The sequence below is a fragment of the Paenibacillus tianmuensis genome, from assembly GCF_900100345.1.
Lineage (GTDB): Bacteria > Bacillota > Bacilli > Paenibacillales > NBRC-103111 > Paenibacillus_G > Paenibacillus_G tianmuensis.
This window is the reverse complement of record NZ_FMTT01000024.1, coordinates 15,545-39,462: the sequence shown is the minus strand read 5'-3', so window position 1 is coordinate 39,462 and position 23,918 is coordinate 15,545. Positions and strand designations below refer to the sequence as shown.

The window sequence follows — 23,918 nt, the reverse complement described above, 5'->3', positions numbered from 1 at the left end:
CTGGATATAGAGGACGAAGAGGTCGGTTTTTCTTTCGGCATGCTTATTGTCATTCTTAAAGAAGGCCGCTCTGCATTAAAAAATCTGAATGAGGCGCTCCAGAGAAAGAGGGCCGTTCAGATATACTTTACCGATAGCACGTTCAATGAAGACAATATAATAAAACTGACCCGGTGTGTTTTGATGCCGGATGACAAGCATTATTTTGATTTTGAGGAGCAAGGTACCTACTTCAAAGTTAATCGGGAGCATGTTGATGCGGAGAGGGGCAAACTGAATCCTGGCATTTAGGCATAGTAGGATGAAAATTTTTTTTGTAACAAAGGTGTTGACAATATACAACTACAACTGTAGTATATAACCATAGACTACAAACGTAGTTATAATCATATGGGAGGAGCTATACAAAATGAACGTAATATCAAAAGTAGCCATGCAACATTAATCAGTGTTATATTACTGGGTTCATCGGTGAACTTTGTGGCAGAGGCGAAATCTTTAAAGGAAGCTTAAGAAAACCAATTCCTTTTCTAAAATGAGTATGATTGAATTTTTATCCAATTAATTACATAGGAGGATTTATCATGAAATTAAAAAAAGCAATTATGGCGTCTATGATCGTATCCAGTATGTTGGTTACCGTGGCAGGGCCGCTTCCTGCAGGAGTTGCGGCTGCACAAGAGCAGAAGCAGCCGGAGGTTAAGAAGGTTAAGATTGACAAAGAGATGGCCTCAAAGCTACAGAAAGTGATGAAACAGTTTGCGGGGAAAGAGATAAAGTTGCAGGATGTTGGCGAGGTGGAATTTGGAGATTTTGTAGCGGTTAAATCGGTAGACGGAAAATATAAAATCCACTTTGACACTGAAACAGGTACAGTAGCTGGGGCTCGCGCAACGCTCCCAATCAATGAAATCGATGAAAAGGATCGGAAGCAGATCCTTCAAAAGCTAAAAAAGCTGGATGCAAAATCTGAAGAAGTGCAAGTAATCGGAACGTATGATGCCAAGAAGAATAAATTTAAAGAAATACTTTATGCTTTTGAGAGTAATATACTTTTGACCGTTTATAACTAAAAACGAACGCACACTAAAAAAATCAAGGTATATGAAATGAAACAGTGAAAAGTTTTCCATCCCTAAGAAGCAAGCAGATCGTCGTCTACACCAGACGATTTCTGCTTGCTTTTGCGTTATAGCTACAAGCGGGTTTCGGACAAACAAACGAAAAGCGGTAGCTGTACAACTCCATGATCTCGATGATCGAGCTGGTAATGATGATGCTGCCGGCCTTTTGCTTCATATGAGGAATCGCAAATTTAACGCACAGAAACGTCCCTTTCAGATTGACGAACAGCGTATGGTCGCAATCCTCCGGCTTCGCCCCTTTGTCTTGAAATATTCGGCAATAGCGTTATTTTGCCAAAAACTCCGAAGAATATGTTGGCAGCATCCGACCGGACGGGACAGGTGGCGCGGGTTATCCTTTTATGGTATGCTCGCTTCAAGGTCTAAGCTCCGTTCGGATCGGAACGTTCGAGGCAACCCACCGAACAGACTGCCTACGGCTCTGGGAGGGAGAGAGAGCATGAACGAATTTATTAAGATCAAGGGGCTGGAGGGGGAACTGAAAATTTCTCATAAAAAGAGGGATTTCGGACTCACGGTCTCGACCCAAGAACTCGTTTTCCAAAAGCCGCATGCCAATTATCATATCAGGCTTGAAGATATTATCAGCATTTTGCCGTACGAGCCGCCGTCCGGCGCTCGTCCGATTACGTTCCAAAAGAGGGGTGCCTCCGGAAGCGAATCCGTCAGCATGCACTCCGGAATGCCGCATTACTGCCTGTATGTGAAGGAAGCGACGGTGCATAACCGCAGCGGCATATTTCGGCTTGATGGCGCGCAGTTCGTCTTGCCGATATTGCGTGATTTGTTGCTCGCGATTTCTCAATACGGCGGCCTCAAAAGTATTTCTTGACAGATTTTTACCATTCCCGGCCCTCTTGCAGCGCCATGCTGGCAGCAGGGCTTTTTGTGCGGCGAAAATTGCGAAACGGCTGCGAGCATGTCTTGTAAAAAGTTCCCATGCTAGTACTATGGTTCGGTACCTAGTATAATATATTGAACGCATGAGTAACGAAGGAGGAAAGACGATGAATTCGTTTGATTTTCATAATCCTACCAAAATCTTGTTCGGTGCGGGCAAGCTGGAGCGGCTGGGCGAGCAAGTTGCGTCCTGCGGCAGCAAAACGGTACTGCTCGTTTATGGCGGCGGAAGCATTAAAAAGACCGGCCTGTACGATCGCGTCCTCACGCAGCTTGCCAACGCGGGTGTCCGAACCGTCGAACTGCCCGGCGTTGAGCCGAATCCCCGGGTTACGACAGTGCGCAAGGGAATCGAGCTGTGCCGCGCGGAAGGCGTCGATTTGATTCTGGCCGTAGGTGGAGGCAGCGTAATCGACGCAGCCAAAGCCGTCGCCGTCGGCGTGCCTTATGAGGGAGACGTCTGGGATTTTCTGATGCGGAAAGCGAAAATTACGGCGGCGCTGCCGCTCGGTACGGTGTTAACCTTATCAGCAACGGGCTCCGAAATGAACGGCAACGCCGTCATCACCAACTGGGAAGAAAAGCTGAAGAAATCGTTCGCCAGCATTTACGCTTATCCCCAATTTTCCATTCTGGACCCAACGCTGACGTACACGGTGCCCGCAGATCAAACGGTGAATGGGGTCGTGGACATGATGTCGCACGTCTTCGAGCAATACTTCAGCCTCACGCCGGATACACCTCTGCAAGAGCGGCTTTGCGAGTCGATCCTGCAAACGATTATTGAGAACGGCGAACGGGCTTTGGCCGAGCCGGAGCAATACGAGGCTCGCGCGAACCTGATGCTTTGCGGCACGTATGCACTGAACGGTGGCATGATCAGCGTCGGCGTGCAGACCGACTGGGCGACGCACGCTATCGAGCACGAAGTGAGCGCAATCTATGATATTGCGCATGCGGCGGGACTTTCCATTTTGTTTCCGAACTGGATGAAGTATGTATACCGCAGCCGTCCGGAACGGTTCGTGCAGGTTGCTGTCCGGGTGTGGAACATCGATCCCGCAGGCAAAAGCGAAGAAGAAATCGCGTTGGCCGGCATTCAGGCGACGAGAGATTATTTTACGCGCATCGGCGCGCCTGCTCGTTTGGCCGATCTCGGTATCGGGGACAGCGAAATCGGCCGAATGGCAAAGGAAGCCGTTAAGTTCGGCCCGATCGGATCGTTCAAGGTGCTGCATGAGGACGATGTCAAGGCTATTCTGCAGCTAAGCTTATAAGAGGGAAGAAAACTCATCATGAAATCGACAACCGCAGAGCGAATGAATCATACGATCTTTGTGCTGGTCACCTTGTTATATTGGTGCTCGCTCTATGTCTACGTGCCGATCCTGTCGCCATACCTTGATCATCTGGGCGCCTCCTATACCATGGCCGGGATCGTGCTCGGCAGCTACGGGTTGACGCAGATCGTGCTGCGTCTGCCGCTCGGGATCACGTCCGACCGTTTTAAGAGCCGGAAGCCGTTCATTGTGCTCGGCATGCTGTGTACCGCGGCCAGCTGCCTATGCTTCGCCTTGGGCGAGCAGCTTGGCTGGGCGTTCGCCGGCCGCGTGCTGTCGGGGGTAGGCGCCTCGACCTGGGTTGCGTTTACCGTCATGTATGCCGGATTATACCGCGGCGAACAAGCGACCCGGGCGATGGGCACGATCAGCCTGCTCACCGTCGCCGGGCAGCTTTTCGGCATGAGCATGAGCGGCTACTTGGTCAAATGGGGCGGATGGAACGCCGCATTCTGGACCGGGGCGGTCATCGGACTGGCCGGGCTGGCGCTTGCTTTCCTGCTGAAAGAACCGAAGGAAAGCGGCGACCGGTCGCCGATGCGTTTCACCGATCTCGCGCCGGTGATGAAGGATAAGCTGCTGCTCAAGGTTTCTTCGTTGTCCATTTTGGCGCACAGTGTCTTGTTTATTACGATGTTCGGTTTTACGCCCTCGTACGCTTTATCGCTGGGGGCGGACGAGGCCGGGCTGACACTGCTTGTATTTGCTTTCATGATTCCGCACGCCGTCAGCTCGTTTATGACCGGCAAAGTATTTGCCCCGCGCTTCGGAGCGTGGAACGTCGTGCTGCTCGGCTTTGCGGTCAGCGCCGTGTGCTCGGCGGCAACTTCACTGGTGTCCGGTTTCGGGCTGCTGCTGCTGACGCAGGCGGTTAACGGGTTTTTCCAAGGACTGCATTTCCCGCTGCTCTTGGGACTCTCGATACAGCACATCCCGGAACAAAAGAGGGCTACAGCGATGGGGCTGTACCAGGCAGTCTATGCGATCGGCATGTTTGCGGGGCCGTTCTTGGCCGGCGGCTTGAACGAGTGGGCGGGACTCAAGAGCGGATTTTATTTGGCTGGGGTAATCGGGGCGAGCGCCGTGGGCTTGACCTTGTTCTGGTTCAGGCCCCGCCGTCAGCGGTCGGACGCTTCGCGGTCGTCGCTTAGCAGATAGCGCGTATACAAAGCACCGGAAACGGTGCTTTTTTTCATGCTCAACCGATTCAAGCAGCTGGACCACCAAGCGTCTTTTATAAATATACTATGGGCATCCGGACAAGTAACCATACTTCTTATGCAAGCCGTGCATCTACTAATCATGCGAAACTTCCAGAAGAGGTGATTCTATGGCTTGTGTTTGTAGTCGTTCCGTGCGAAAAGGGAAGGTTACGGCGGCGAAGCGCGTATCGTTAAGGTTAATCAAGTGCTGGTTACCGTAGATGCAACGCCTTTGGCCGACTTCGTGCTGGCGGCCAAAGTTCAGAACCGCTGTATCAAACCGTTGTCCGAACGGAAATGCGTGTTCAAAGTCGTGTCGTCTTGCTCGCAAACCAGAAAGCTCCGGATTATTAACGGACAACGGATCGACGGTTTTTGCCTGACCTAAAGCGAGCCTGAGCAACAACGAAACGGGCAGGGGAGACCCTGCCCGTTGTTTTGCCGTCCTGTTATATAAAGCACGTAGAAACCGTCCGGCCCTCCTTCACATAAACCCGGGGAACCCGGGCGCTGATACCGCATACGATCTCGTAATGGATTGTATGCGCATGGCTTGCCACATCGGCGGCGGTCACTTTGTCTTCCGGCGTGCCGAAAAGCAAGACTTCGTCGCCGGGCTTCGCGTCCGGAATAGCGGTAACATCGAGCATCAACTGATCCATACAAATCGTTCCGGATATCGGCGCAGACTGCCCGCGCACCGTCGCAGTTCCCTTGTTGGAAAGCGCCCGCGGCATACCGTCCGCGTATCCGATCGGCACAATGGCTATTCTGGTATCTTTATCGGAGGCAAACGTGCACCCATAGCTGACCGGCTCTAACGCTGGGACGTCCTTGAGCGATACGATTTGCGATTTGAGCCGCATGGCCGGCTTGAGGGGAGCGCCCGCGATAGCGCCTCTTATCGACGGCTTCAAGCCGTACAGACCGATCCCGACACGAACCATATCCAAATGCATATGCGGAGAAGCAATGGTTGCGGCGGTGTTGCAGCAATGCCAGACAGGAACGGAGATACCGGCTTCCTCAAAAGCGCCGCGAAATTCGAGAAACCGGGCAAATTGCAGCTCCGTGTAAGCCGGGCTCGGATGGTCTGCATTGGCAAAATGAGTAAATACGCCCTCCAGCGTCACATAGGGGCTCTCGTTTGCACGTCGGGCAAGCCGCAGCGCGGCTTCCGCGGACGTAACCCCGAGCCGGTTCATCCCGGTTTCGATCTTGAGATGAATCCGGGCTGTCCGGCCTAAGCTCTCCGCTTCGCGCATCACCGTTTCAATTGTCTCGCCGGTAAACACCGTCAGCGTCACGTCGGCGGCCACGGCCTCCCGGATCGCTTCCGGGGGCGTATAGCCGAGCACAAGGATCGGGGCGGCAATGCCGGCCGACCGCAGGCGGAGCGCCTCATCCAGAAAAGCGACTCCAAGACGGTCCGCGCCGGCGCTCAGTGTCGCCTTTGCGGTTTCCACCGCGCCGTGGCCGTACCCGTTCGCTTTGACCACTGCCATCCACTGGCAGCCGGGCTGGAGAAGCGACTTGAAGTACGCCGCGTTCGAGGCGATGGCATCCAGCGAGATTTCGGCCAATGTCGGACGGTGGCTGAAGCTGCCGTCCCAATCCACGTAGTCTGGTTCGGTCATAATCGAACAGGGAAGCTCTTCGTGCGGTTTCACATTCCTATCGTTCCTTGTGTGCATGTTGTGCTGCTCCTTCGTAGTAGATATAGAATTTATAAGTTATCAGCGGAGCTGATTAAATTCTATATCGCAAGTAAAGTTTCCGCTAAAACACGAATGTATCTTCCTCGAAAAGGCTTCGATAAGAAGCTTTTCTTATGATTTGCGGAATAAACAATAATCTCCCCCGATGACGGGGGAGTTTTTCTTAGTTATCGACTAGATACGGTTTCCAGTGCTTTGTGCGCAGGCACATAGTCGTAATTCAGATCTTTTGCAACCGCTTCGTACGTGATGGCGCCGCCTGCCGTGGTGAGACCTTTGGCCAAGGCCGGGCTGTCGGCGATCGCTTCCTTCACGCCTTTGTTCGCGATTTGCAGGGCGTACGGAATCGTTACGTTCGTCAGTGCGATGGTGGAGGTGTTCGGAACCGCCCCCGGCATATTGGCTACCGCATAGTGGACCACGCCGTGCTTGACATACGTAGGCGCATCGTGGGTCGTGATCCGGTCAACCGTGGCGAAGATTCCGCCCTGATCGATGGCAACATCGACAACAACGGAGCCTGGCGACATGCTGCGAACCATATCTTCGCTAACCAGCTTAGGCGCTTTGGCTCCTGGAATGAGCACCGCTCCGATGACGAGATCGGATTGACGCACCGCTTGGGCGATATTATATGGGTTGGACATGAGCGTTTGAATTTGCGGACCGAACTGATCGTCAAGCTGACGGAGCCGGTCTGCGCTTAAATCGATTACCGTCACATCCGCGCCTAAACCGACAGCGATTTTCGCTGCGTTCGTGCCGACTACGCCCCCGCCGATGACCGTGACTTTGGCCCGCTGTACTCCGGGCACGCCGGCGAGCAGCACGCCTTTTCCACCATACGGCTTCTCCAGAAACTGCGCACCGATTTGCGTCGCCATCCGGCCTGCAACCTCGCTCATCGGAGTCAAAAGCGGGAGCGTACGGTTGACTTCAACCGTTTCGTACGCAATGGAAATGACACCCGATTTCGTCAGGGCCGCGGCCAATTCCGCATCGGCGGCCAGGTGCAGGTAGGTGAACAAGATCAGACCTTCCCGGAAATAACCGTATTCGGAAGGAAGCGGTTCTTTGACCTTCATGATCATTTGGGATTTTTCCCAAACCTCTTGCGCGGCATCGGCGATCAAGGCTCCGGCTGCCGCATATTGCTCGTCCGTAAAGCCGCTGCCAAGGCCTGCTCCTTTTTCAATATACACGCCATGGCCCGACTGTACAACTGTGGACACGCCGGCAGGCGTAATGGCCACGCGGTTTTCATTGTTTTTAATTTCTTTTGGCACGCCGATAATCATGATTGCCATCTCCCTTGAAAAATGTGGTTGGATTGTTTCGGTAAGCTGAGTATATCGAACAAATCCGGCGTTTTTCTTCGTGAAACGAGCTGAAAAGAATTGGATGCTTTTGTGTTTTTTCACAAAACGTAAGCGTTTCCGCAGGTGGGACGGGCCTTTTTGTGTAATATCACAAATGGGTTCGACCATTTTTGAGTAACAAGACAAATGCAGACGGGAACGAGTGTGCTACGATTTAGACATCAATTCGTCACAAAAGCGAATGTAAGCGCATACTGTAGTTCCGGAAATTAACTATCGGAGGAGATTTTTTGTGAAAAACAACAATGAATTAAAGCGGGGACTGGAGCAAAAGCATATTACACTAATGTCGCTTGGCGCGGCAATCGGCGTCGGCTTGTTTCTTGGGTCCGCATCGGCAATTAAGGTAGCCGGGCCTGCGATACTGATTGGCTACATGATCGGCGGGCTGGCGATATTCTTCATTATGCGGGCGCTGGGGGAGATGGCCGTTCAGCAGCCGGTGGCCGGTTCGTTCAGCCGCTATGCCCGGGAATATATGAGTCCGGTATTCGGCTTTTTGACGGGATGGAACTATTGGTTTATTTGGGTCGTTACGTGTATGGCCGAAATTACCGCCGTCGGGATTTATATGGAGTATTGGTATCCGGGGGTGCCGAGGTGGATTTGGGCGCTCGCCGCGCTGGTCATTATGAGCCTGGTTAACCTGATTGCCGTTAAAGTTTACGGCGAGCTGGAGTTTTGGTTCGCGCTCATTAAAATCATCACGATCATCTTCATGATCGTCGTCGGCGTAGGCATGATCGTATTCGGTCTGGGGAATGGCGGTGTCGCCATCGGAATCAGCAACCTATGGAGTCACGGAGGCTTTTTTGCGAACGGCTGGTCGGGCGTGCTGCTAGCGATGCAGATGATCATGTTCGCCTATCTCGGAATCGAAATGATCGGGGTTACGGCCGGTGAAGTCAAGGACCCTACGAAAGCGCTCACAAGAGCAATCGACAACGTGTTCTGGCGCATTCTCATCTTCTATGTCGGCGCGCTGTTCGTCATCATGTCGATCTATCCGTGGACGGAAATCGGCCTTAAGGGCAGCCCGTTTGTGATGACCTTCGAGAAGCTGGGCATTCCTTACGCCGCAGGTATCATTAACTTCGTCGTGCTGACTGCCGCGCTTTCGTCCTGCAACAGCGGCATTTTCAGCAACGGCCGCATGCTGTACAACTTGGCGCAGCAGGGAGAAGCGCCTGCAGGCTTTGAGAAGGTATCCCGTTCCGGCGTTCCGTCCCGTGCGATTATTGTATCCGCATTCTTCCTGTTGATCGGCGTCGTGCTCAATTACATCGTTCCGGAAAAAGCGTTTACCATGGTTACTAGCATCGCTACGTTTGCGGTCATTTGGGTATGGGCGGTCATTCTGATCTCGCAAATCCGCTTCCGCAAGAAGCTTTCGGCCGATCAAGCCGCTAAGTTGATTTACAAAATGCCGTTTGCGCCTTACAGCTCTTACGTCGTGCTGGCATTCCTCGTGTTCGTGATCGGGATTATGGCTTACTCTCCGGATACCCGGATTGCGCTGGTGGTCGGCCCGGTATGGTATGCGATCCTGCTCGTGGTTTATTTCGTGAAAAAGAAAAAAAGCGCCTCTCCTGCCGGAACGAACGGCGTGGAAAGACGCGTAGACGACGGCGCGACGCAGGTATAGGCAAATCAAACGGCATGGATCAGGAGGACATGAGCTTATTGGTCTTCAGATCGATGTAAAGCGCTACCTTCTGGTCCATGCTTTTTAAGTCGATCTCGCCGATTTCGGCAATCCGGGACAGACGATAGTTCATCGTATTCGTATGGATATGAAGCGCGGCAGCAGCCTCCTTGGCATTGCTGTCGTGCGTCAGAAACGTCTCCAGCGTATCCAACAGATTCGTATGATGGTCCCGGTCGTATTCTTTAAGCCGCTGCAAGTGGCGGTTCACCATCCGATGGGACTTCTTGTATTCGTAAATGGGGGGCAGGAACCGGTAAAAGCCCAGATCTTCGTAGTGGTGAATATTTGTTTGATTCGGGAACAGCTTCTTCAGGCGCAGCAGCGTGAGCGCTTCGCGGTAGCTTGTCTCGACCTTGCCGTAATCTTCGTACAGAGAGCCGCAGGCGGAGGCCATCGCGGACACGCGAAACCGGTCCTGCATCTGCTTGGCAAAATGATTGATAAAGCCGCTGGCATGCTCTTTCCAAGACGTCGATTTGGAAGGAGAAGCGAGCAGAATGAAATGATGATGATCCGACGCATGGCATACGACGGAGATGCGCTGCGTCACCGACATCAGATAGCGGATTTGCTGGAGCCGATGATCATCGATCGATTCCGGAAATTCGAACACCATGACGTAAAAGGCGGGAGGCAGCGTCAATTGGATTTGAGCCGCTTTGTCCCGGACGGCTTCTTCGGTGGTCAGATGTCCCGTAAGCAGCTGCCAGAAAAACTCCTGATAGCCTTCCTCCTGCTTGCGTTTGCGCGTTTGAATCTGCAGCAGCTTTTGTTTGGCCGTTTGCGCGGCCTTTTTTAATTGCTGCATGCAGTTATCGTCGATGGGCTGCTGCACCTCGAGCGCCCAAATATATCCAAGAACTTCCTCGTCTTTGCGAATGGCGACGGCGACACGGTCCCCAAGACCGACATCCGTAATGGAGGCGATCCTGACCGGCTCGTCGGACTTCATAAGCTGCGGAATAGCCCCTTGCCTCCACAAGCTTTGCACCACCTTCTCGGGTACCCGCCGGCCGATGATGGTTGCGATGCGGGCTTCGTCCGTCTGACGATCGTGCGCGCTGTAGGCGACAAGCCGATGATTGGCGTCTTCAATCGTAACCGGGCAGCGAAGCACCTCGCTAATGGTTTCGGCTAACGTTTCCAGACTGTCGAAATGCTGATCGAAGGGCCCTTTTTCGGCGGTCATGCTTCATTTCTCCTTTTTAAAGTTTCGGATGGCAGCGGTACCATTTTAACTATAAACAAATTTTTTTGTCATGGGAATCCCCCGAAGGGGATCAAAATTTAACTCTATCGTGATATAATGGACGAACGCATATTCTCATAGAAATGGAAAGGGATTTTCGATGTCGTTCCGTCAGCTTGTAATCATTGTAGGAATTACCGTACTTGGCATCACTGCGGCCTATATGGCCCAAATTCCGGTCGTCTTCGGCTTTTCGGCAGGGCTGCTGGCTCTTATTCTGATATCGCTCCGCAGCGGAATTGGAGGCAAGGAGCTTGGCGCCGGGATACTGGAAGGCGTTCGCCGTACCAAGGAGGTCGTCTGGCTGCTGCTGCTCGTCGGCATGATTCTTCCTTGCTGGGCGGTCAGCGGGACGATGGACGAACTGATTCAATGGGCGCTTGCCGTCGTGCAGCCGCAGTATGCGCTGACCTTTTCGTTTCTGATCTGCGCGTTCGTGTCGATGATTCTCGGGACCTCGACCGGGACGCTCAGCGCGGTTGGCGTTCCGCTCATCGGGATGGCGCTCCATGTGGGTGTTCCGCTGCCATACGCCGCCGGGGCCGTCGTCTCCGGCATCTTTGTCGGCGACCGAACGTCGCCGTTTTCCAGTGCGCACCAGTTGATCGCAGCTTCGACCGAGACGTCCGTCCCGCGGCAATGGCGGGCGATGGCTCCGACCTCGGCGATTGCCGTGCTCGCCTCGCTGGCCTTTTACGGGTGGCTCGATCTGCGGACGGCGCACGGTCCGGTGGAGCAACCGGCCAACCTCATTCCTTCCAATCTCGGTGAATCGCTCGTACTCCTGATCCCGATTCTTGTGCTTCTCGGCTCAATCGTGCTGCGGCTGAAGACGAAATACGGATTTCTGTTATCCATTGCCGCCGCTATTATAATAGGAAGCCTGCAAAAAGGGGTAGGGCCGGCCGATTGGCTGAAAGCGATGTGGAGCGGGGCGGAGCATTCGATTGTCGAAGGCAAGGGATTGCTGAGCATGATCAGCCTCGTCTCGCTTATTGTGCTGGCCGGGGCGTTCAACGGCATTCTGGAGCGGTCGAACATGATCAGCGCATACATCGAGCGGATGATGGGGGCCATGCCTTCGCTCGCTTCCGCCACATGGCGCACGGGAGCGTTCGGCTTCGTCCTCTGTCTGATCTCCTGCACGCAGACGCTGCCGATCATCATGTCCGGCCGCAACATTTTACCGCTATGGAGCCGTCGGTTCAGCTCCGCGCACCTCTCGCGTGTCATCGCCGATACGAGCGCCGTTCTGGCCGCGGCCGTACCGTGGAATTTGCTGGCCGTGCTGTGCAGCACGTTTGTCGGCGTGCCGGTGGAGCAGTATTTGCCCTTTGCGATTTTTTTATGGAGTCTGCCGCTCTGCACTTATTTATATTCCGCTTATCTGGATCGTGCGAAAGTCCGCGTTCAAGCCTGAGACATCAGGCTTTTTTAGTTACAAATCTTGCGAGAGGTGCACCATATACGATCACTCCTAGAAAGTTAAAAAATAGCAGTTTCTTTACATAAGATTCGTTAAGTCTCCGCCCGGTTCCTTCTTATTGCTCATAATTTGGTTAAAAGCATCCTGATACTAGCCAATAAAAACTGCTCGTAAGGCAAAAGAGAACCTCATTGGATGTCTTACAAGGAATTTCGTCTCTCCATGAAGAAGTGAAGTAACGGGTTCGCTGAAAAGAAAAGAATAGTGGGAGGGAAACCATGACGGAAGAAGAAGCAAAGCGGCTGCTGATGCTGCACAGTTTCTCAATTGATGAGGCGATCGACCATCCGAAGGGTCAAACCGGATTTCTGATGTCGCTGCGCCCGTACCGCGGCTTGATCGAAGAGAACTTTCACGAGATCATGTATGCTCTGTCCATTCTGCAAAAGAAGCTGGGGCCGGAGACTCCGCATCTGGATCGGGATCTTGTCACCGCCGTATGGGGGATGTGCCACTTAAGCCGGGCGTGGGGCGTTCATTCGGACGGCATGCTCCGTTCTAACGATTTGATCGTGGAAGAGGATGTGTGCCGGTTAGAGGAGTGGATCGAAACGATTTCGTATGCGTTTCTGAACCTGTTGGAAGGCAATGGGGATGAGGCCTTTTTCGAATACTTGGAAAGCTATGGCGCATTCCGGGAGCCGAAGCTTGAGGAGGAAGGGTGACTTGTGATGCCCGGCAATGCTGTTCGCGGTAGAGCTTGCCCGAGTCGCTATCTCTGCGAATGGAAGAGTGCGGCTCGGGCTTGGGGATACACAACTGGTTTAAGGTTTAAAACGGCATTTCAGCAGATAAACTTCGTCGAATGCGTTGATTAATTTGCCAGGGTCTGGTACGAAACTCGTCAGACCCTGCTCCTTCTTGCGTACGATCGCGCCTAATGTAATGGGCTCCTCGGGTATGATCTTTTCGCTGCCGATAATCGAGCCCCACGTTGACGAAAGATAAGCTCCTTTAGCTATGGAGCCCTTACTGGAGGAGGAGCCGCCTTCGTCCCGCACCGAAACAATCCACATTTGCTCCTTATCGTTTACACTGGTCAGGCTCCAGTACAGCTTATTTTCGTGCTTGTTGGGCCTAATACTCGTCCCCATCGATGCCAGCGTCTCCTTAAACGCTCCGTTCACGTAATGCTCCATCCAGCAATCAATCTGGTTGATATTCTCGTCATCCGTTTGAAACTTATAGATGAATAAACTGTCCGTGCCTGCTGCGCTTCGGATTGACGCGTATTCGTCATCCGTTATCGGAACATAGCTTATCGTGTTTGCTTTATCATCTGGTGAAGCATTTGAATCCGTGCTTGTATTGACCGGCATCGCAGGCTGCTTCTTCTGTGCGTCATTCCAGATCGCGGCCGCAAAGGCAAGCGCAAACAGACAGGCGAGAACTACTTTTATTTTCATCCGGATAAGACCTCCCAAAACGTTAGTACGGCGAGATTCCCTTGCCATAACTAATATACCATATCATGGGTATTGGCCCAATACCCATAACCGTCCAGCTGCGCGCAACGTTTGGGCATTGCCAATTTGATTTAAAGACAATTTAAAGATTTGTCTTTAAATACCGGTTAGCGCTATGATCATATTGAAAACGTTATCAAACGAATGAAGGGAGCTGTCTTGATCGATGAGAAGTGTGGAGGAACTGGAGCATAAGCTTGCCGAACCGTCGCCTGCTTTAGTGCAGGAGATGAAGTCGCTGGAGGGAGACATCATGCTGCTCGGGGTGGGCGGCAAAATGGGGCCGAGTCTGGCCAAGCTGGCAATCAACGCGATCCGGGAATCGGGGGTCGACCGCAAAGTATACGGCGTGTCGAGATTTTCAGAAAAAGGGCTGAAGGAAGAGCTGGAGAGCTTCGGCGTCGAAACGATTGCGTGCGATCTGCTGAACGATGAGCAGCTTCAGAAGCTGCCTGATGTGAAAAACGTCATTTATATGGCTGGAACGAAATTCGGCACCACGGGCAAAGAGTATTTTACATGGGCGATGAACGCTTATTTGCCGGGCCGCGTGGCGGAGAAGTTCCGCGATTCACGGATCGTGGTATTCTCCACCGGCAACGTCTATCCGTTGACTCCTGTCCTACAGGGCGGAGCGAGCGAATCGATGGCTCCGTCGCCGGTCGGCGAGTACGGGCAGTCGTGTCTCGGGCGGGAGCGGGTGTTCGAGCATTTTTCCCATCAATACGGAACGCCGATCTCCATCTACCGTCTCAATTATGCGATCGATCTGCGGTACGGGGTGTTGCTGGAAATTGCAAAATCGGTGAAGGAAGGCCGTCCGATCGACGTGTCCATGGGGCATTTCAACTGCATTTGGCAGGGCGACGCCAACGAAATTGCGATTCGTTCGCTGCTGGTCTGCAAGCCGGGGGCGGAGCTGTTGAACGTGACCGGTCCGGAGACGGTGTCGATCCGGTATGCGGCTACAGAGCTCGCCAAGCGGCTCGGAACGGAACCGGTGTTCACCGGACAGGAGGCGGAAACGGCGCTGCTTAGCAATGCGTCGAAATGCATGCAGCTGTTCGGGTATCCGCGGGTATCGCTTTTGCAAATGATCGATTGGGTGGCCGAATGGGTGCTGCACGAAGGCCAGACGATTAACAAGCCGACGCATTTTCAGGAAAGAGAGGGGAAATTTTAACGTATGGGCGGCAGAAAACAGTTATCTCCCGAACAATCCCGGGCGCTGCACGAAGGGCTGGTCATTCCGGCTCATCCGCTGGCGCTGGACGAACAGCGACGGCTTGACGAGCGCAGTCAGCGCGCTTTAACCCGCTATTATGCCGCCTCCGGCGCCGGAGGCGTCGCGGTGGGCGTGCACTCGACGCAGTTTGAAATCCGCGAGCCGCAATTCAATCTGTTCGAGAAGGTGCTGCGGATGGCCTCCGAGGAGGTCGACCGGGCCAACATCACGCGTCCGTTCCTGAAAATCGCCGGCATTTGCGGCCCGACCGAGCAGGCGCTGAACGAAGCGGACACGGCGGTCGGACTCGGATATGACGCAGGGCTGCTGAGCATGGGCGGACTGCAAAGCTTGAGCGAGGCGCAAATCCTCGAACGCACGGCGCGGGTCGCCGAAAAGATGCCGGTTATTGGCTTTTATTTGCAACCGTCCGTAGGTGGAAAGGTATTCAGCTTTGACTTTTGGAAGGAGTTCGCCACCATTCCCGGCATCGTAGCGATCAAAATGGCGCCGTTCAACCGGTACCAAACGATCGACGTGGCGCGGGCCGTCTGCTACTCGCCGCGGCGCGACGAGATTGCGTTGTACACCGGCAACGACGATAACATCGTGAACGATCTGCTGACCGTCTACCGCTTTATGGTGGATGGCAAGCCCGTGGAAAAACGGATCGTCGGCGGGCTGCTCGGGCATTGGGCGGTTTGGACGCACAAAGCAGTCGAGCTGCTGGAGGAAATCAAGCAAGTGCGGCAATCGGGGACGATCGGCAGCGAGTGGTTGACCCGGAACGTGGCCGTTACGGATACGAACGCGGCATTTTTCGATCCGGCGCATGGGTTTGCCGGCTGCATCCCGGGCATCCACGAGGTGCTTCGTCGTCAAGGTCTGATGAAAGGCATCTGGTGCCTGAATCCTCACGAAACGCTGTCTCCGGGACAGGCGGAGGAGATCGACCGGATGTACAGGGACTACCCGGAATTGAACGACGACGCGTTCGTCCGCGAGCATTTGGCATCCTGGATGGCTTGAGTTTCCAGGCCCGCGCTTAAGCAGGAGCCGCGCATGAGGCGCTTCAAAAGATATAGTTTCCAGGGGAAGAGGATGAACGAATGAAATCGAACGTTGAGGATAGCCATGGGCTGTTGGCGTCGGCGGAACGGCTTGCGGACTCGCTGGTGGCATTTCGCCGCGACCTTCACGCCGAGCCCGAGCTGAGTCTGGACGAGCGGGAAACGTCCCGCAAGGTGGCGGAGCAGTTGACCGGGCTCGGGCTTGAAGTGCGGACCGGCGTCGGCGGCTACGGCGTGACGGCCGAGCTTCACGGCATCGGACCGGGGCCCGTCATTGCGCTGCGTGCCGACATGGATGCGCTGCCGGTGACGGAAGAGACCGGCCTCCCGTTCGCCTCGCGCCGCCCGGGCATCATGCACGCCTGCGGCCATGATGGGCATACGACGATTTTGCTCGGCGCGGCCCGGCTGCTCACGGAGCGCCGGGAACAGTTGAACGGCAGCGTGCGGTTTCTGTTCCAAGCGGCGGAGGAGATCAACGCAGGCGCCAAAGCGATGATCGCGGACGGCGCGCTGGACGGCGTCTCGGAAATTTACGGGCTGCACAATTTGCCGACCCTTTCGGCGGGCAAGCTAGCGACTCGCGCCGGGGCGCTTATGGGCTCTGTCGACCGCATCGAGATCGACATCGAGGGCAAAGGGGGGCACGGTGCCATCCCTGACCAGTGCATCGATCCGATCGTTGCGGCTTCGGCCATCGTTCTAGCGCTGCAAACCGCAGTAAGCCGCGAGCTTTCGCCGTTCGCCCCTGCCGTCGTGACCATCGGCAGCCTGCAGGCCGGGGAAGCGAACAACGTCATCCCGCACCGGGCTCGTCTGACCGGGACGGTACGGACGTTTGCGCCGGAAGTGCAAATAGGGATGCGGGAGCGGCTGGAACGGCTCGTGACGCGGATCGCCGAAGGCTATCGCTGCCGGGCCGAGCTCCGTTACATTCCGCAGAATCCGGTTCTTGTCAGCCACCACGATTGTCTGGCCCACGCTGAGCGAGCCATGGACAGGCTTCTGGGGCGCGAGCGGCGGGTACAGGCGGAGCCGACGATGGCGGGCGAGGACTTTTCCGCCTATTTGCAGCAGGTGCCGGGCTGCTTTTTTTGGCTCGGCTCAGGTCCCGAGACGGGAGCGGAGCAGGCTTTCGGGCTGCACCATCCCCGGTTTACGCTTAACGAAGCGTGTCTCCCGGTCGGGGCGGCGGCGCTCGCCGCCATTGCTTTGGAGCGTCTGGCGGCGGGGCAGGCATAGCGAAGAAGCGATACGCTGAAAACGTCACCTTTTTGCAATTGGCAGATTCCTCTTGTCAGGTATAATGGAGATAGATTGAACACAAGCATGGGTAAGGCGGTGTTGTCATGTTCGGGACTGATCGTCCGTCCACTGTAGAAAAAGGGATTCCGATAGCGCTGATCGGACCGGAGCCGATGATTCCCGTCATGCTGCAAGCGATGAAATCGTTTCCGTCCTTCGTCCCCGTCACCGGGGCGTACGCGAATCTGGAGGAAGCGGTTCAATGGACCCGGGACCTTATGGACCGCGTCGAAGTGATCTTATATTCGGGGCCTCATCCATACCAGGTATGCCTCGATCGCGTCCAGCTGCGCGTACCCGCTCATTTTGTTCCGCTGAACGGCTCGGGACTGTACCGGTCGTTGTTTCGTGCGGAGCGGATGGGGCGGCTCGGCGCCATGTCGGTCGATACGCTGACCCGCCAGCCGTTCGTGAAGACATTCCGCGAGCTGGGCCAATCGCTGCCTGAACTGACGTTCTATAGCGGCGATCCTGCGAATACGGAAGCGATGGTTCGTTTTCATGCGGAGCAACATGCTCAGGGGAACACGGCGATTGCCTTGACCGCGCTCCGTTCCGTATCGGTGAAGCTGAGCGAGCTTGGCGTGCCGAACGAATGGGTGCTGCCGACCGAGCAGGATATCATCGTTGCGCTCGAGCGGGCGCTGTTGTCGACGGAATCCCGCCGCAGCAAGGAATCGCAAATTGTGGTGGGCTTGATCGACGTGGACGGGTTCCGCAAAGCGGCCGATCTCCGAAAGTCGGAGCATGATGTGCAACGGCTGAAGCTGGATATTCACCGGATGATGCTCGAGTATGCCGAAACGCTCGAAGGACATTTGACCCCGCTGGGCGGCGACGAATATTTGTTCGTCACGACGCGGGGGACGTTCGAGCGCCATACGGGCGGATATAAATATATCCCGCTGGCCAAAATGGCGCAGGACGCCTTCTCGCTTTCGCTGAGCATCGGCATCGGCTTCGGCCGGTCCGCCCACGAAGCGGGCTCGCATGCCCGGATGGCGCTGCGACGGGCCAAAGACGCAGGCGGCTGCATCAGTTTCATCGTCCGCGAAGACGAGAGCGTCATCGGTCCGCTGGAAATGGCCGAGCCGCTCGGCGCCGAGCTAACGCTGCTGGACGCCGTCTTGATTCGAAAGGCGGAGGAAGCGGGCTTCACCCAGACGTATTTGAGCCGGGTGATTGCCCAGCTCACCCGTACGGGCAAGACGGATTACAACGTTCACGAGCTGGCGTCGGTTCTCGGCGTGACCGTCCGCAGCACCCATCGGCTGCTGACGCAGTGGATGGACGCGGGACTGGTCGAGGTGGCCGGAGAGGAACGGGGCAGAGCGAAGGGCAGGCCGAAGCAAATTTACCGGTTTTCCTTCCTGGACGACCTGCTGCGCCGTTAAAAGCATGCTTGTCGTTTATATCGGACTTGTCTGAGGAGGATGTACACATGAAATTGGGATTAAGCACCTATAGTTTATTCCAGGCTATCGATAAGAAAGAATTGACCGTAACGGAAGCTATCCGCTGGATTGCCGACAATGGAGGCGAGCATGTGGAGATCGTGCCGATCGGGTACGACTTGACGAACAATCCAGGGCTGATTGAAGATATCCGCAAGACCGCAGACCAAGCGGGACTTGATATTTCAGGCTACGCGGTCGGCGCGAATTTCGTGCAGGCCACGCCGGAAGCCTACGAGCTGGAGATTGAGAAGACGATGCGCCAGGTCGACATCGCCCGCGATCTTGGAGTGAAGCGGATGCGTCACGACGTCGCGTCGCGTCCGATTCCCGAAACGACGATCCGCCAGTTCGAAGCGGACTTGCCCCGACTTGTCGAAGCGTGCCGCCGCATCGCCGACTACGCAGCGCAGTTCGATATCGTTACAAGCGTGGAAAACCACGGTTTCTACTTGCAAGCGAGCGACCGGGTGCTCCGGCTCGTGCATGAGGTGGATCGCGCCAACTTCAAGACGACGCTGGATATCGGCAATTTCCTGTGTGTGGACGAAGATCCGGTCAGCGCCGTTTTGAATAACATTCCGTTTGCGTCCATGGTGCATTTGAAAGACTTTTACCGCCGTCCGTCGTACCGCAATCCGGGCGAAGGCTGGTTCAAGTCGACCCACGGCAACTTCCTGCGGGGCGCCATCGTCGGACAAGGCGACATCGATATGCCGGAGGTTATCCGGGTGTTGAAGGCTTCGGGGTACGACGGCTATTTGTCCGTTGAGTTCGAAGGCATGGAGGACCCGAGGACCGGTTCGAGAATCGCGATGGATAACGTCCGGCGGTTGTGGCAGGAAGCCATAGTGTAAACCGAAAACAACAGGAGAAGCAGGAGGAACAAGGCAACGATGAGCAAAATCAAAATCGGAATAATCGGAGCGGGCTCCATTTCGGAGCAGCATTTTACAGCCTACAGCCATCATCCTGAAGTGGAGATTTATGCCGTTTGCGATTTGAACGAGGAACGGGCACAAGCGAAGGCTGAAGCGTACGGCGCCTCCAAAGTGTTCACCGATTACCGCGAGCTGCTGGCGCTGCCCGACATTCACGGCGTCAGCATCTGTACTTGGAACAACTCCCATGCCGAGATCAGCATCGCGGCGCTCGAAGCGGGCAAGCACGTGCTGGTGGAGAAGCCGCTGTGTCAGACGGTGGCCGAAGCTTTGAAAGTCGAAGAAACGGTACGGCGGACGGGCAAGCTGCTGCAGGTCGGCTTCGTGCGCCGGTACGCCAGCAATACGGAAATTTTGAAAAAATTTATCGATGCGGGCGATCTGGGCGAGATTTATTACGCCAAAGCCTCTTGTCTGCGCCGTCTCGGCAACCCGGGCGGCTGGTTCTCGGATATCAAGCGCTCCGGCGGCGGGCCGCTCATCGACCTTGGCGTGCATATTATCGATATTTGCTGGTACCTGATGGGCAAGCCGAAGGTCAAGTCGGTTTCGGCCAATACGTATAATCGCCTCGGCAATCGCTCAAACGTGGAGCACCTCACATACTACAAAGCAGCGGATTACAACGGGGCGCTCAACACGGTGGAGGACATGGCTAATGCGCTCATCCGCTTCGAGAACGGGGCGAGTCTTATGGTCGATGTCAGCTTCACACTGCATGCGAAGAAGGACGAGCTGTCCGTCAAGCTGTACGGGGACAAGGGCGGAGCGGAGCTGGAGCCGGAGCTTGCGATCATCGCCGAGAAGCATGATACGATTCTAAACGTCGCGCCGCAGGTAGACCATCCTTCGTTCGATTTTGTCGCCGGGTTTCAACAGGAGATCAATTATTTTATCGACAGCTCGCTCGGACGAACGGAAACTCGGAGTCCGGTGGAGGACGGCGTCGAAGTGATGAAAATACTGTGCGCCATTTACGAATCGGCCGCTCAAGGGCGCGAAATCGAACTATAGGGAGGAGAAACGGTCATGGCATTGACGAACAAAATCGGAGTCATCTCGGACAGCTTCAAGCTGCCGCTGCGTGCGGGGCTGCAAAAGTCTAAGGAGCTTGGCGCCGACGGCGTGCAGATTTGGGCCACCAAAGGGGAAATGGACCCGGCGAACCTGGACGCAGCCGCTCGGAAAGACCTCAAGGCTTACCTCGATTCGATCGGACTGGAAATTTCCGCTTTGTGCGGCGATTTGGGCGGACACGGCTTCCAAGACAAGGAAGCGAACCCGGCCAAAATCGAAAAGTCGAAGCGGATTCTCGACTTGGCGCTTGATTTGGGCACGAATATCGTGACGACGCATATCGGGCTGGTACCGGCCGACCCGGCCGATCCGATCTATGCCGAGATGCAGGACGCTTGCGGTCAACTGGCCCGTTATGCTTCGTCCGTCGGCGGTTATTTTGCCATCGAGACCGGCCCCGAGACAGCCGCACATTTGAAAAGCTTCCTGGACAGCCTTGGCTCCAAAGGAATGTCGGTCAACTTCGACCCGGCGAACATGGTCATGGTGACCGGCGACGACCCGGCTAAAGGCGTGCACACGCTGAAGGACTATATCGTCCATACGCACGTGAAGGACGGGCTCCGGGTGCGCGAAGCGGACCCTCGTGTCATCTACGGCTCTCTCGGATTCAAGCCGATGGATCATGAGGAGATCGCGCGGATGGTGACCGCGGGAGAGTTTTTCCGGGAGCTGCCTCCCGGCGAGGGAGCCGTCGATTTCGACGCGTACTTCCAAGCGCTGCAAGACATCGGGTATACGGGCTATCTGACGATCGAACGCGAGGTTGGCGAGCAGCCGGAGGAAGATATCCGCAAAGCGATTCAATTCATCGAAGCTTACCGGAAGCGGGGCTAGACGCATGGATGCGACGCTGCGCATCGGCATCATCGGGCTCGATACGTCGCACGTAACGGCGTTTACGAAGCTGCTGAACGACCCGTCGGATGCCAACCATGTGCCGGGAGGACGGGTGATTGCCGCTTATCCGGGCGGTTCCGCCGACTTCCCGCTCAGCATCGACCGGGTCGGTGGCTTTACGCAAGAGCTGCGGGAGCAATACGGCGTGTCCATCATGGAAACGCCGGAAGCCGTAGCGGAATCGGTCGATGCGCTGCTGCTCGAATCGGCCGACGGACGGGTGCACCTGGAGCAGTTTCGCGCCATCGCGCCTTACGGCAAGCCGGTATTTATCGACAAGCCGCTTGCGTTGAGCTCGCGGGAGGCGTATGAAATCGCCGAGCTTGCGCAGCAATACGATATTCCGGTCATGAGCGCTTCCGCGCTGCGGTACGCCGAAGGGCTGGTCAGCGCTCTGGCTAAAGCGGACGGAGTTATTACGGGAGCCGATGCCTTCGGACCGATGTATCTCGAACCGACACAGCCGGGGTACTACTGGTACGGGATTCATACGGTCGAGCTGCTGTACCGCGCCATGGGCACAGGCTGCCGGGAAGTGGCCGTGGCGGCGAACGACGATTTTGACGTCATTACGGGCGTCTGGCAGGACGGGCGGATCGGCACGGTACGGGGGAGCCGACGGCCGGATCAAAGCTTCGGCGTCACGCTGCATACCGGAGAAGGACCGCGCCTTGTCGATGTGTCCAAGGACAGCAGACCGTTTTACGCCAGCTTGCTGGTCGAGGTCATGAAGATGTTCTGGCTGGGAGAAGCGGGCCTTCCGCTGACGGAGACGCTGGAGATCATCCGTTTCCTCGAAGCAGCCAACGAAAGCCGGGCGACAGGGCAGCGGGTCAAGCTATAGCCGCAGGGGGCGTTATCACCCCACGACGATTTTTCTTGCACCATTTTTGAAACCGGGATCGCATCCTTACGTATAAGTATCGTAACGTTAGCTATCCTTTGGAAAATCAAATACGCCATACCTGGAGGAGCCTGTCACCTTAGCTTTGCTATGTTTATTCTAGCAGCTATGGTCGATAGGCTTCTTTTTGTATGTTTTTACCTGAATACCCACAGGATAAGCACGATGAACAAACAGAAGGGGCGGTCGGTCATAATGCTTATTTTTCAACTGGCTATCATTTTACTTGCTTCCAAAATTGCAGGAGACCTCAGCGTTAAATTAGGACAGCCTTCCGTGCTCGGGAAGCTGCTGATCGGGATCGTCTTGGGACCGACGGTGCTCGGACTCGTCACGAATACCGACATTTTAACGGAAATCAGTCAAATCGGCGTGATTCTGCTGATGTTTATTGCCGGACTGGAAACTGATGTCGAGGAATTCAAGCATACAGGGAAGCCTTCCGCTTATGTGGGAGTCGCGGGGATTGTCGTGCCGCTGGTCGCAGGGTTTTTGGCTGGGCAAGTCATGGGGCTACCAACGATCCAGGCCGTATTCCTGGGATTGCTGCTGTCGGCCACCAGCGTCAGCATTTCGGTGCAGGCGCTGAAGGAAATGGGAAAGCTGAAGTCCCGGGCGGGGGCGACGATTCTGGGCGCCGCGGTCATTGATGACGTACTGGTTATCATTGCGCTGGCGTTTGTGATGAGCTTTGCAGGGGGAGACGTGAATCTGGGTGTCGTTGTCCTGAAAAAAGTAATCTTTTTCGCCGGGGCGATTCTCATGGCTTGGAAGGTCGTTCCATGGGTGCTGAAAAAGTTCGCGCCTCTTCGTGTGACCGAAGCGGTCATATCGGCCGCTCTCATCATCTGCTTTGCTTACGCCTACTTGGCCGAATATGCAGGGATTGCCGCCATTATCGGAGCTTATATAGCCGGTGTGGCGATCAGCGTCACGAAATATAAGCACGAGGTGTTCGAGAAGGTCGAAACGATCGGCTACTCGATCTTCGTTCCGGTGTTCTTTACTTCCATCGGCGTGACGGCGGAGTTCACAGGAATTGCCGGCAATCTTGGCTTGATCGTCGTATTAAGCTTTCTAGCGATCCTCACGAAGCTGGTCGGCTCGGCGCTGGGAGCGAAATTTGCCGGCTTTTCCTGGAGACCTTCCTTGGGGATCGGGGCAGCCATGGTATCGCGGGGCGAAGTCGCGCTGATCATCGCCGCCATGGGCCTGGACGCAGGTTTACTGAGCAAAGAGATGTTCGCCGTCCTCATTGTCGTTGTCTTGGTGACGACCCTCGTGACGCCTCCGATGATGAAATGGTTTTTCAGGGAATCCAAGGCGCCTGGCGAAAACATAGATCAATCCGCTTGAGGCGATAAGGGGGGGGCTTGCGATTTATCCGTAGAACCGCATAAATAATCCGTCCTCCGGGAGACAAAGAAAAGCCCAGGTGATAATGTTTAT

General features: G+C 55.2%; 22 protein-coding genes and 1 pseudogene. 18 read left to right on the top strand and 5 right to left on the bottom strand.

The annotated features are described in order from the left end of the window. Positions 1–39 precede the first annotated feature (39 nt). On the top strand, positions 40–291 hold the full coding sequence (locus tag BLO51_RS16255; RefSeq protein ID WP_425415814.1) for a hypothetical protein: 252 nt from the start codon (positions 40–42) through the stop codon (positions 289–291). 293 nt (positions 292–584) lie between these two features. Continuing rightward, positions 585–1,073: a hypothetical protein gene (locus BLO51_RS16250; RefSeq protein WP_090673558.1), complete on the top strand. Its 489-nt coding sequence runs from the start codon at positions 585–587 to the stop codon at positions 1,071–1,073. 85 nt (positions 1,074–1,158) lie between these two features. Here the strand turns inward: BLO51_RS16250 and BLO51_RS16245 are convergent. After that, a pseudogene (locus tag BLO51_RS16245) lies at positions 1,159–1,374 on the bottom strand (SDR family NAD(P)-dependent oxidoreductase); the annotation flags it as partial. A gap of 210 nt (positions 1,375–1,584) precedes the next feature. Between BLO51_RS16245 and BLO51_RS16240 the strand changes: the two are divergent. The 4 genes from BLO51_RS16240 (at position 1,585) to BLO51_RS16225 (ending at position 4,975) form a co-directional block, all read left to right on the top strand. Then, complete coding sequence (locus BLO51_RS16240; protein ID WP_090673556.1) at positions 1,585–1,977, top strand: hypothetical protein; 393 nt, start codon at positions 1,585–1,587, stop codon at positions 1,975–1,977. A gap of 175 nt (positions 1,978–2,152) precedes the next feature. After that, positions 2,153–3,322: an iron-containing alcohol dehydrogenase gene (locus BLO51_RS16235; RefSeq protein ID WP_090673555.1), complete on the top strand. Its 1,170-nt coding sequence runs from the start codon at positions 2,153–2,155 to the stop codon at positions 3,320–3,322. Positions 3,323–3,340: 18 nt separating this feature from the next. Beyond that, positions 3,341–4,543 (top strand): MFS transporter, encoded by a 1,203-nt coding sequence (locus tag BLO51_RS16230; RefSeq protein WP_090673553.1) that lies wholly within the window; start codon positions 3,341–3,343, stop codon positions 4,541–4,543. Between the two features lie 249 nt (positions 4,544–4,792). After that, positions 4,793–4,975 (top strand): hypothetical protein, encoded by a 183-nt coding sequence (locus BLO51_RS16225; protein WP_090673551.1) that lies wholly within the window; start codon positions 4,793–4,795, stop codon positions 4,973–4,975. A gap of 61 nt (positions 4,976–5,036) precedes the next feature. Here the strand turns inward: BLO51_RS16225 and alr are convergent, their stop codons facing one another. Together alr and ald are read right to left on the bottom strand one after the other, a co-directional pair. Further along, complete coding sequence (gene alr, locus BLO51_RS16220; RefSeq protein WP_090673630.1) at positions 5,037–6,224, bottom strand: alanine racemase; 1,188 nt, start codon at positions 6,222–6,224, stop codon at positions 5,037–5,039. Positions 6,225–6,472: 248 nt separating this feature from the next. Next, positions 6,473–7,603, bottom strand: coding sequence for an alanine dehydrogenase (gene ald / locus BLO51_RS16215; RefSeq protein WP_090673550.1), 1,131 nt, complete (start codon positions 7,601–7,603; stop codon positions 6,473–6,475). Between the two features lie 313 nt (positions 7,604–7,916). On the opposite strand from ald, the gene BLO51_RS16210 reads away from it, so the two are divergent. Beyond that, positions 7,917–9,329, top strand: coding sequence for an amino acid permease (locus tag BLO51_RS16210; RefSeq protein WP_090673548.1), 1,413 nt, complete (start codon positions 7,917–7,919; stop codon positions 9,327–9,329). Positions 9,330–9,348: 19 nt separating this feature from the next. Here BLO51_RS16210 and BLO51_RS16205 read toward each other — a convergent pair whose 3' ends face one another. Beyond that, positions 9,349–10,581, bottom strand: coding sequence for a PucR family transcriptional regulator (locus BLO51_RS16205; protein WP_090673547.1), 1,233 nt, complete (start codon positions 10,579–10,581; stop codon positions 9,349–9,351). A gap of 160 nt (positions 10,582–10,741) precedes the next feature. Here BLO51_RS16205 and BLO51_RS16200 point away from each other — a divergent pair, with 160 nt between their 5' ends. Further along, positions 10,742–12,061, top strand: a complete 1,320-nt coding sequence (locus BLO51_RS16200; RefSeq protein WP_090673545.1) for a Na+/H+ antiporter NhaC family protein — start codon at positions 10,742–10,744, stop codon at positions 12,059–12,061. 284 nt (positions 12,062–12,345) lie between these two features. Then, positions 12,346–12,792 (top strand): hypothetical protein, encoded by a 447-nt coding sequence (locus BLO51_RS16195; RefSeq protein WP_090673543.1) that lies wholly within the window; start codon positions 12,346–12,348, stop codon positions 12,790–12,792. A gap of 99 nt (positions 12,793–12,891) precedes the next feature. Here BLO51_RS16195 and BLO51_RS16190 read toward each other — a convergent pair whose 3' ends face one another. Next, positions 12,892–13,533, bottom strand: coding sequence for a hypothetical protein (locus tag BLO51_RS16190; protein ID WP_090673542.1), 642 nt, complete (start codon positions 13,531–13,533; stop codon positions 12,892–12,894). A gap of 226 nt (positions 13,534–13,759) precedes the next feature. On the opposite strand from BLO51_RS16190, the gene BLO51_RS16185 reads away from it, so the two are divergent. The 9 genes from BLO51_RS16185 (at position 13,760) to BLO51_RS16145 (ending at position 23,825) form a co-directional block, all read left to right on the top strand. After that, the gene (locus BLO51_RS16185) at positions 13,760–14,776 is read left to right on the top strand and encodes an NAD-dependent epimerase/dehydratase family protein (RefSeq protein ID WP_090673540.1); all 1,017 of its coding nucleotides are present in this window, start codon (positions 13,760–13,762) and stop codon (positions 14,774–14,776) included. Positions 14,777–14,779: 3 nt separating this feature from the next. Further along, positions 14,780–15,847 carry a dihydrodipicolinate synthase family protein gene (locus tag BLO51_RS16180; RefSeq protein WP_090673539.1) on the top strand — a complete coding sequence of 356 codons (1,068 nt, stop codon included), beginning with the start codon at positions 14,780–14,782 and terminating at the stop codon, positions 15,845–15,847. An 80-nt stretch (positions 15,848–15,927) separates the two neighbouring features. Continuing rightward, positions 15,928–17,130: a M20 metallopeptidase family protein gene (locus BLO51_RS16175; protein WP_090673537.1), complete on the top strand. Its 1,203-nt coding sequence runs from the start codon at positions 15,928–15,930 to the stop codon at positions 17,128–17,130. A 107-nt stretch (positions 17,131–17,237) separates the two neighbouring features. Continuing rightward, positions 17,238–18,587: a helix-turn-helix domain-containing protein gene (locus tag BLO51_RS16170; protein ID WP_090673535.1), complete on the top strand. Its 1,350-nt coding sequence runs from the start codon at positions 17,238–17,240 to the stop codon at positions 18,585–18,587. Positions 18,588–18,634: 47 nt separating this feature from the next. Beyond that, on the top strand, positions 18,635–19,504 hold the full coding sequence (locus BLO51_RS16165; RefSeq protein WP_090673534.1) for a sugar phosphate isomerase/epimerase family protein: 870 nt from the start codon (positions 18,635–18,637) through the stop codon (positions 19,502–19,504). Between the two features lie 39 nt (positions 19,505–19,543). Further along, positions 19,544–20,602 carry a Gfo/Idh/MocA family protein gene (locus BLO51_RS16160; protein WP_090673532.1) on the top strand — a complete coding sequence of 353 codons (1,059 nt, stop codon included), beginning with the start codon at positions 19,544–19,546 and terminating at the stop codon, positions 20,600–20,602. Positions 20,603–20,617: 15 nt separating this feature from the next. After that, positions 20,618–21,502, top strand: coding sequence for a sugar phosphate isomerase/epimerase family protein (locus tag BLO51_RS16155; RefSeq protein ID WP_090673531.1), 885 nt, complete (start codon positions 20,618–20,620; stop codon positions 21,500–21,502). Positions 21,503–21,506: 4 nt separating this feature from the next. Continuing rightward, entirely contained in the window at positions 21,507–22,409 is a 903-nt protein-coding gene (locus tag BLO51_RS16150; protein WP_090673529.1) for a Gfo/Idh/MocA family protein, read from the top strand. 255 nt (positions 22,410–22,664) lie between these two features. Then, positions 22,665–23,825 carry a cation:proton antiporter gene (locus tag BLO51_RS16145; RefSeq protein WP_090673629.1) on the top strand — a complete coding sequence of 387 codons (1,161 nt, stop codon included), beginning with the start codon at positions 22,665–22,667 and terminating at the stop codon, positions 23,823–23,825. The last annotated feature ends 93 nt before the right edge of the window (positions 23,826–23,918 follow it).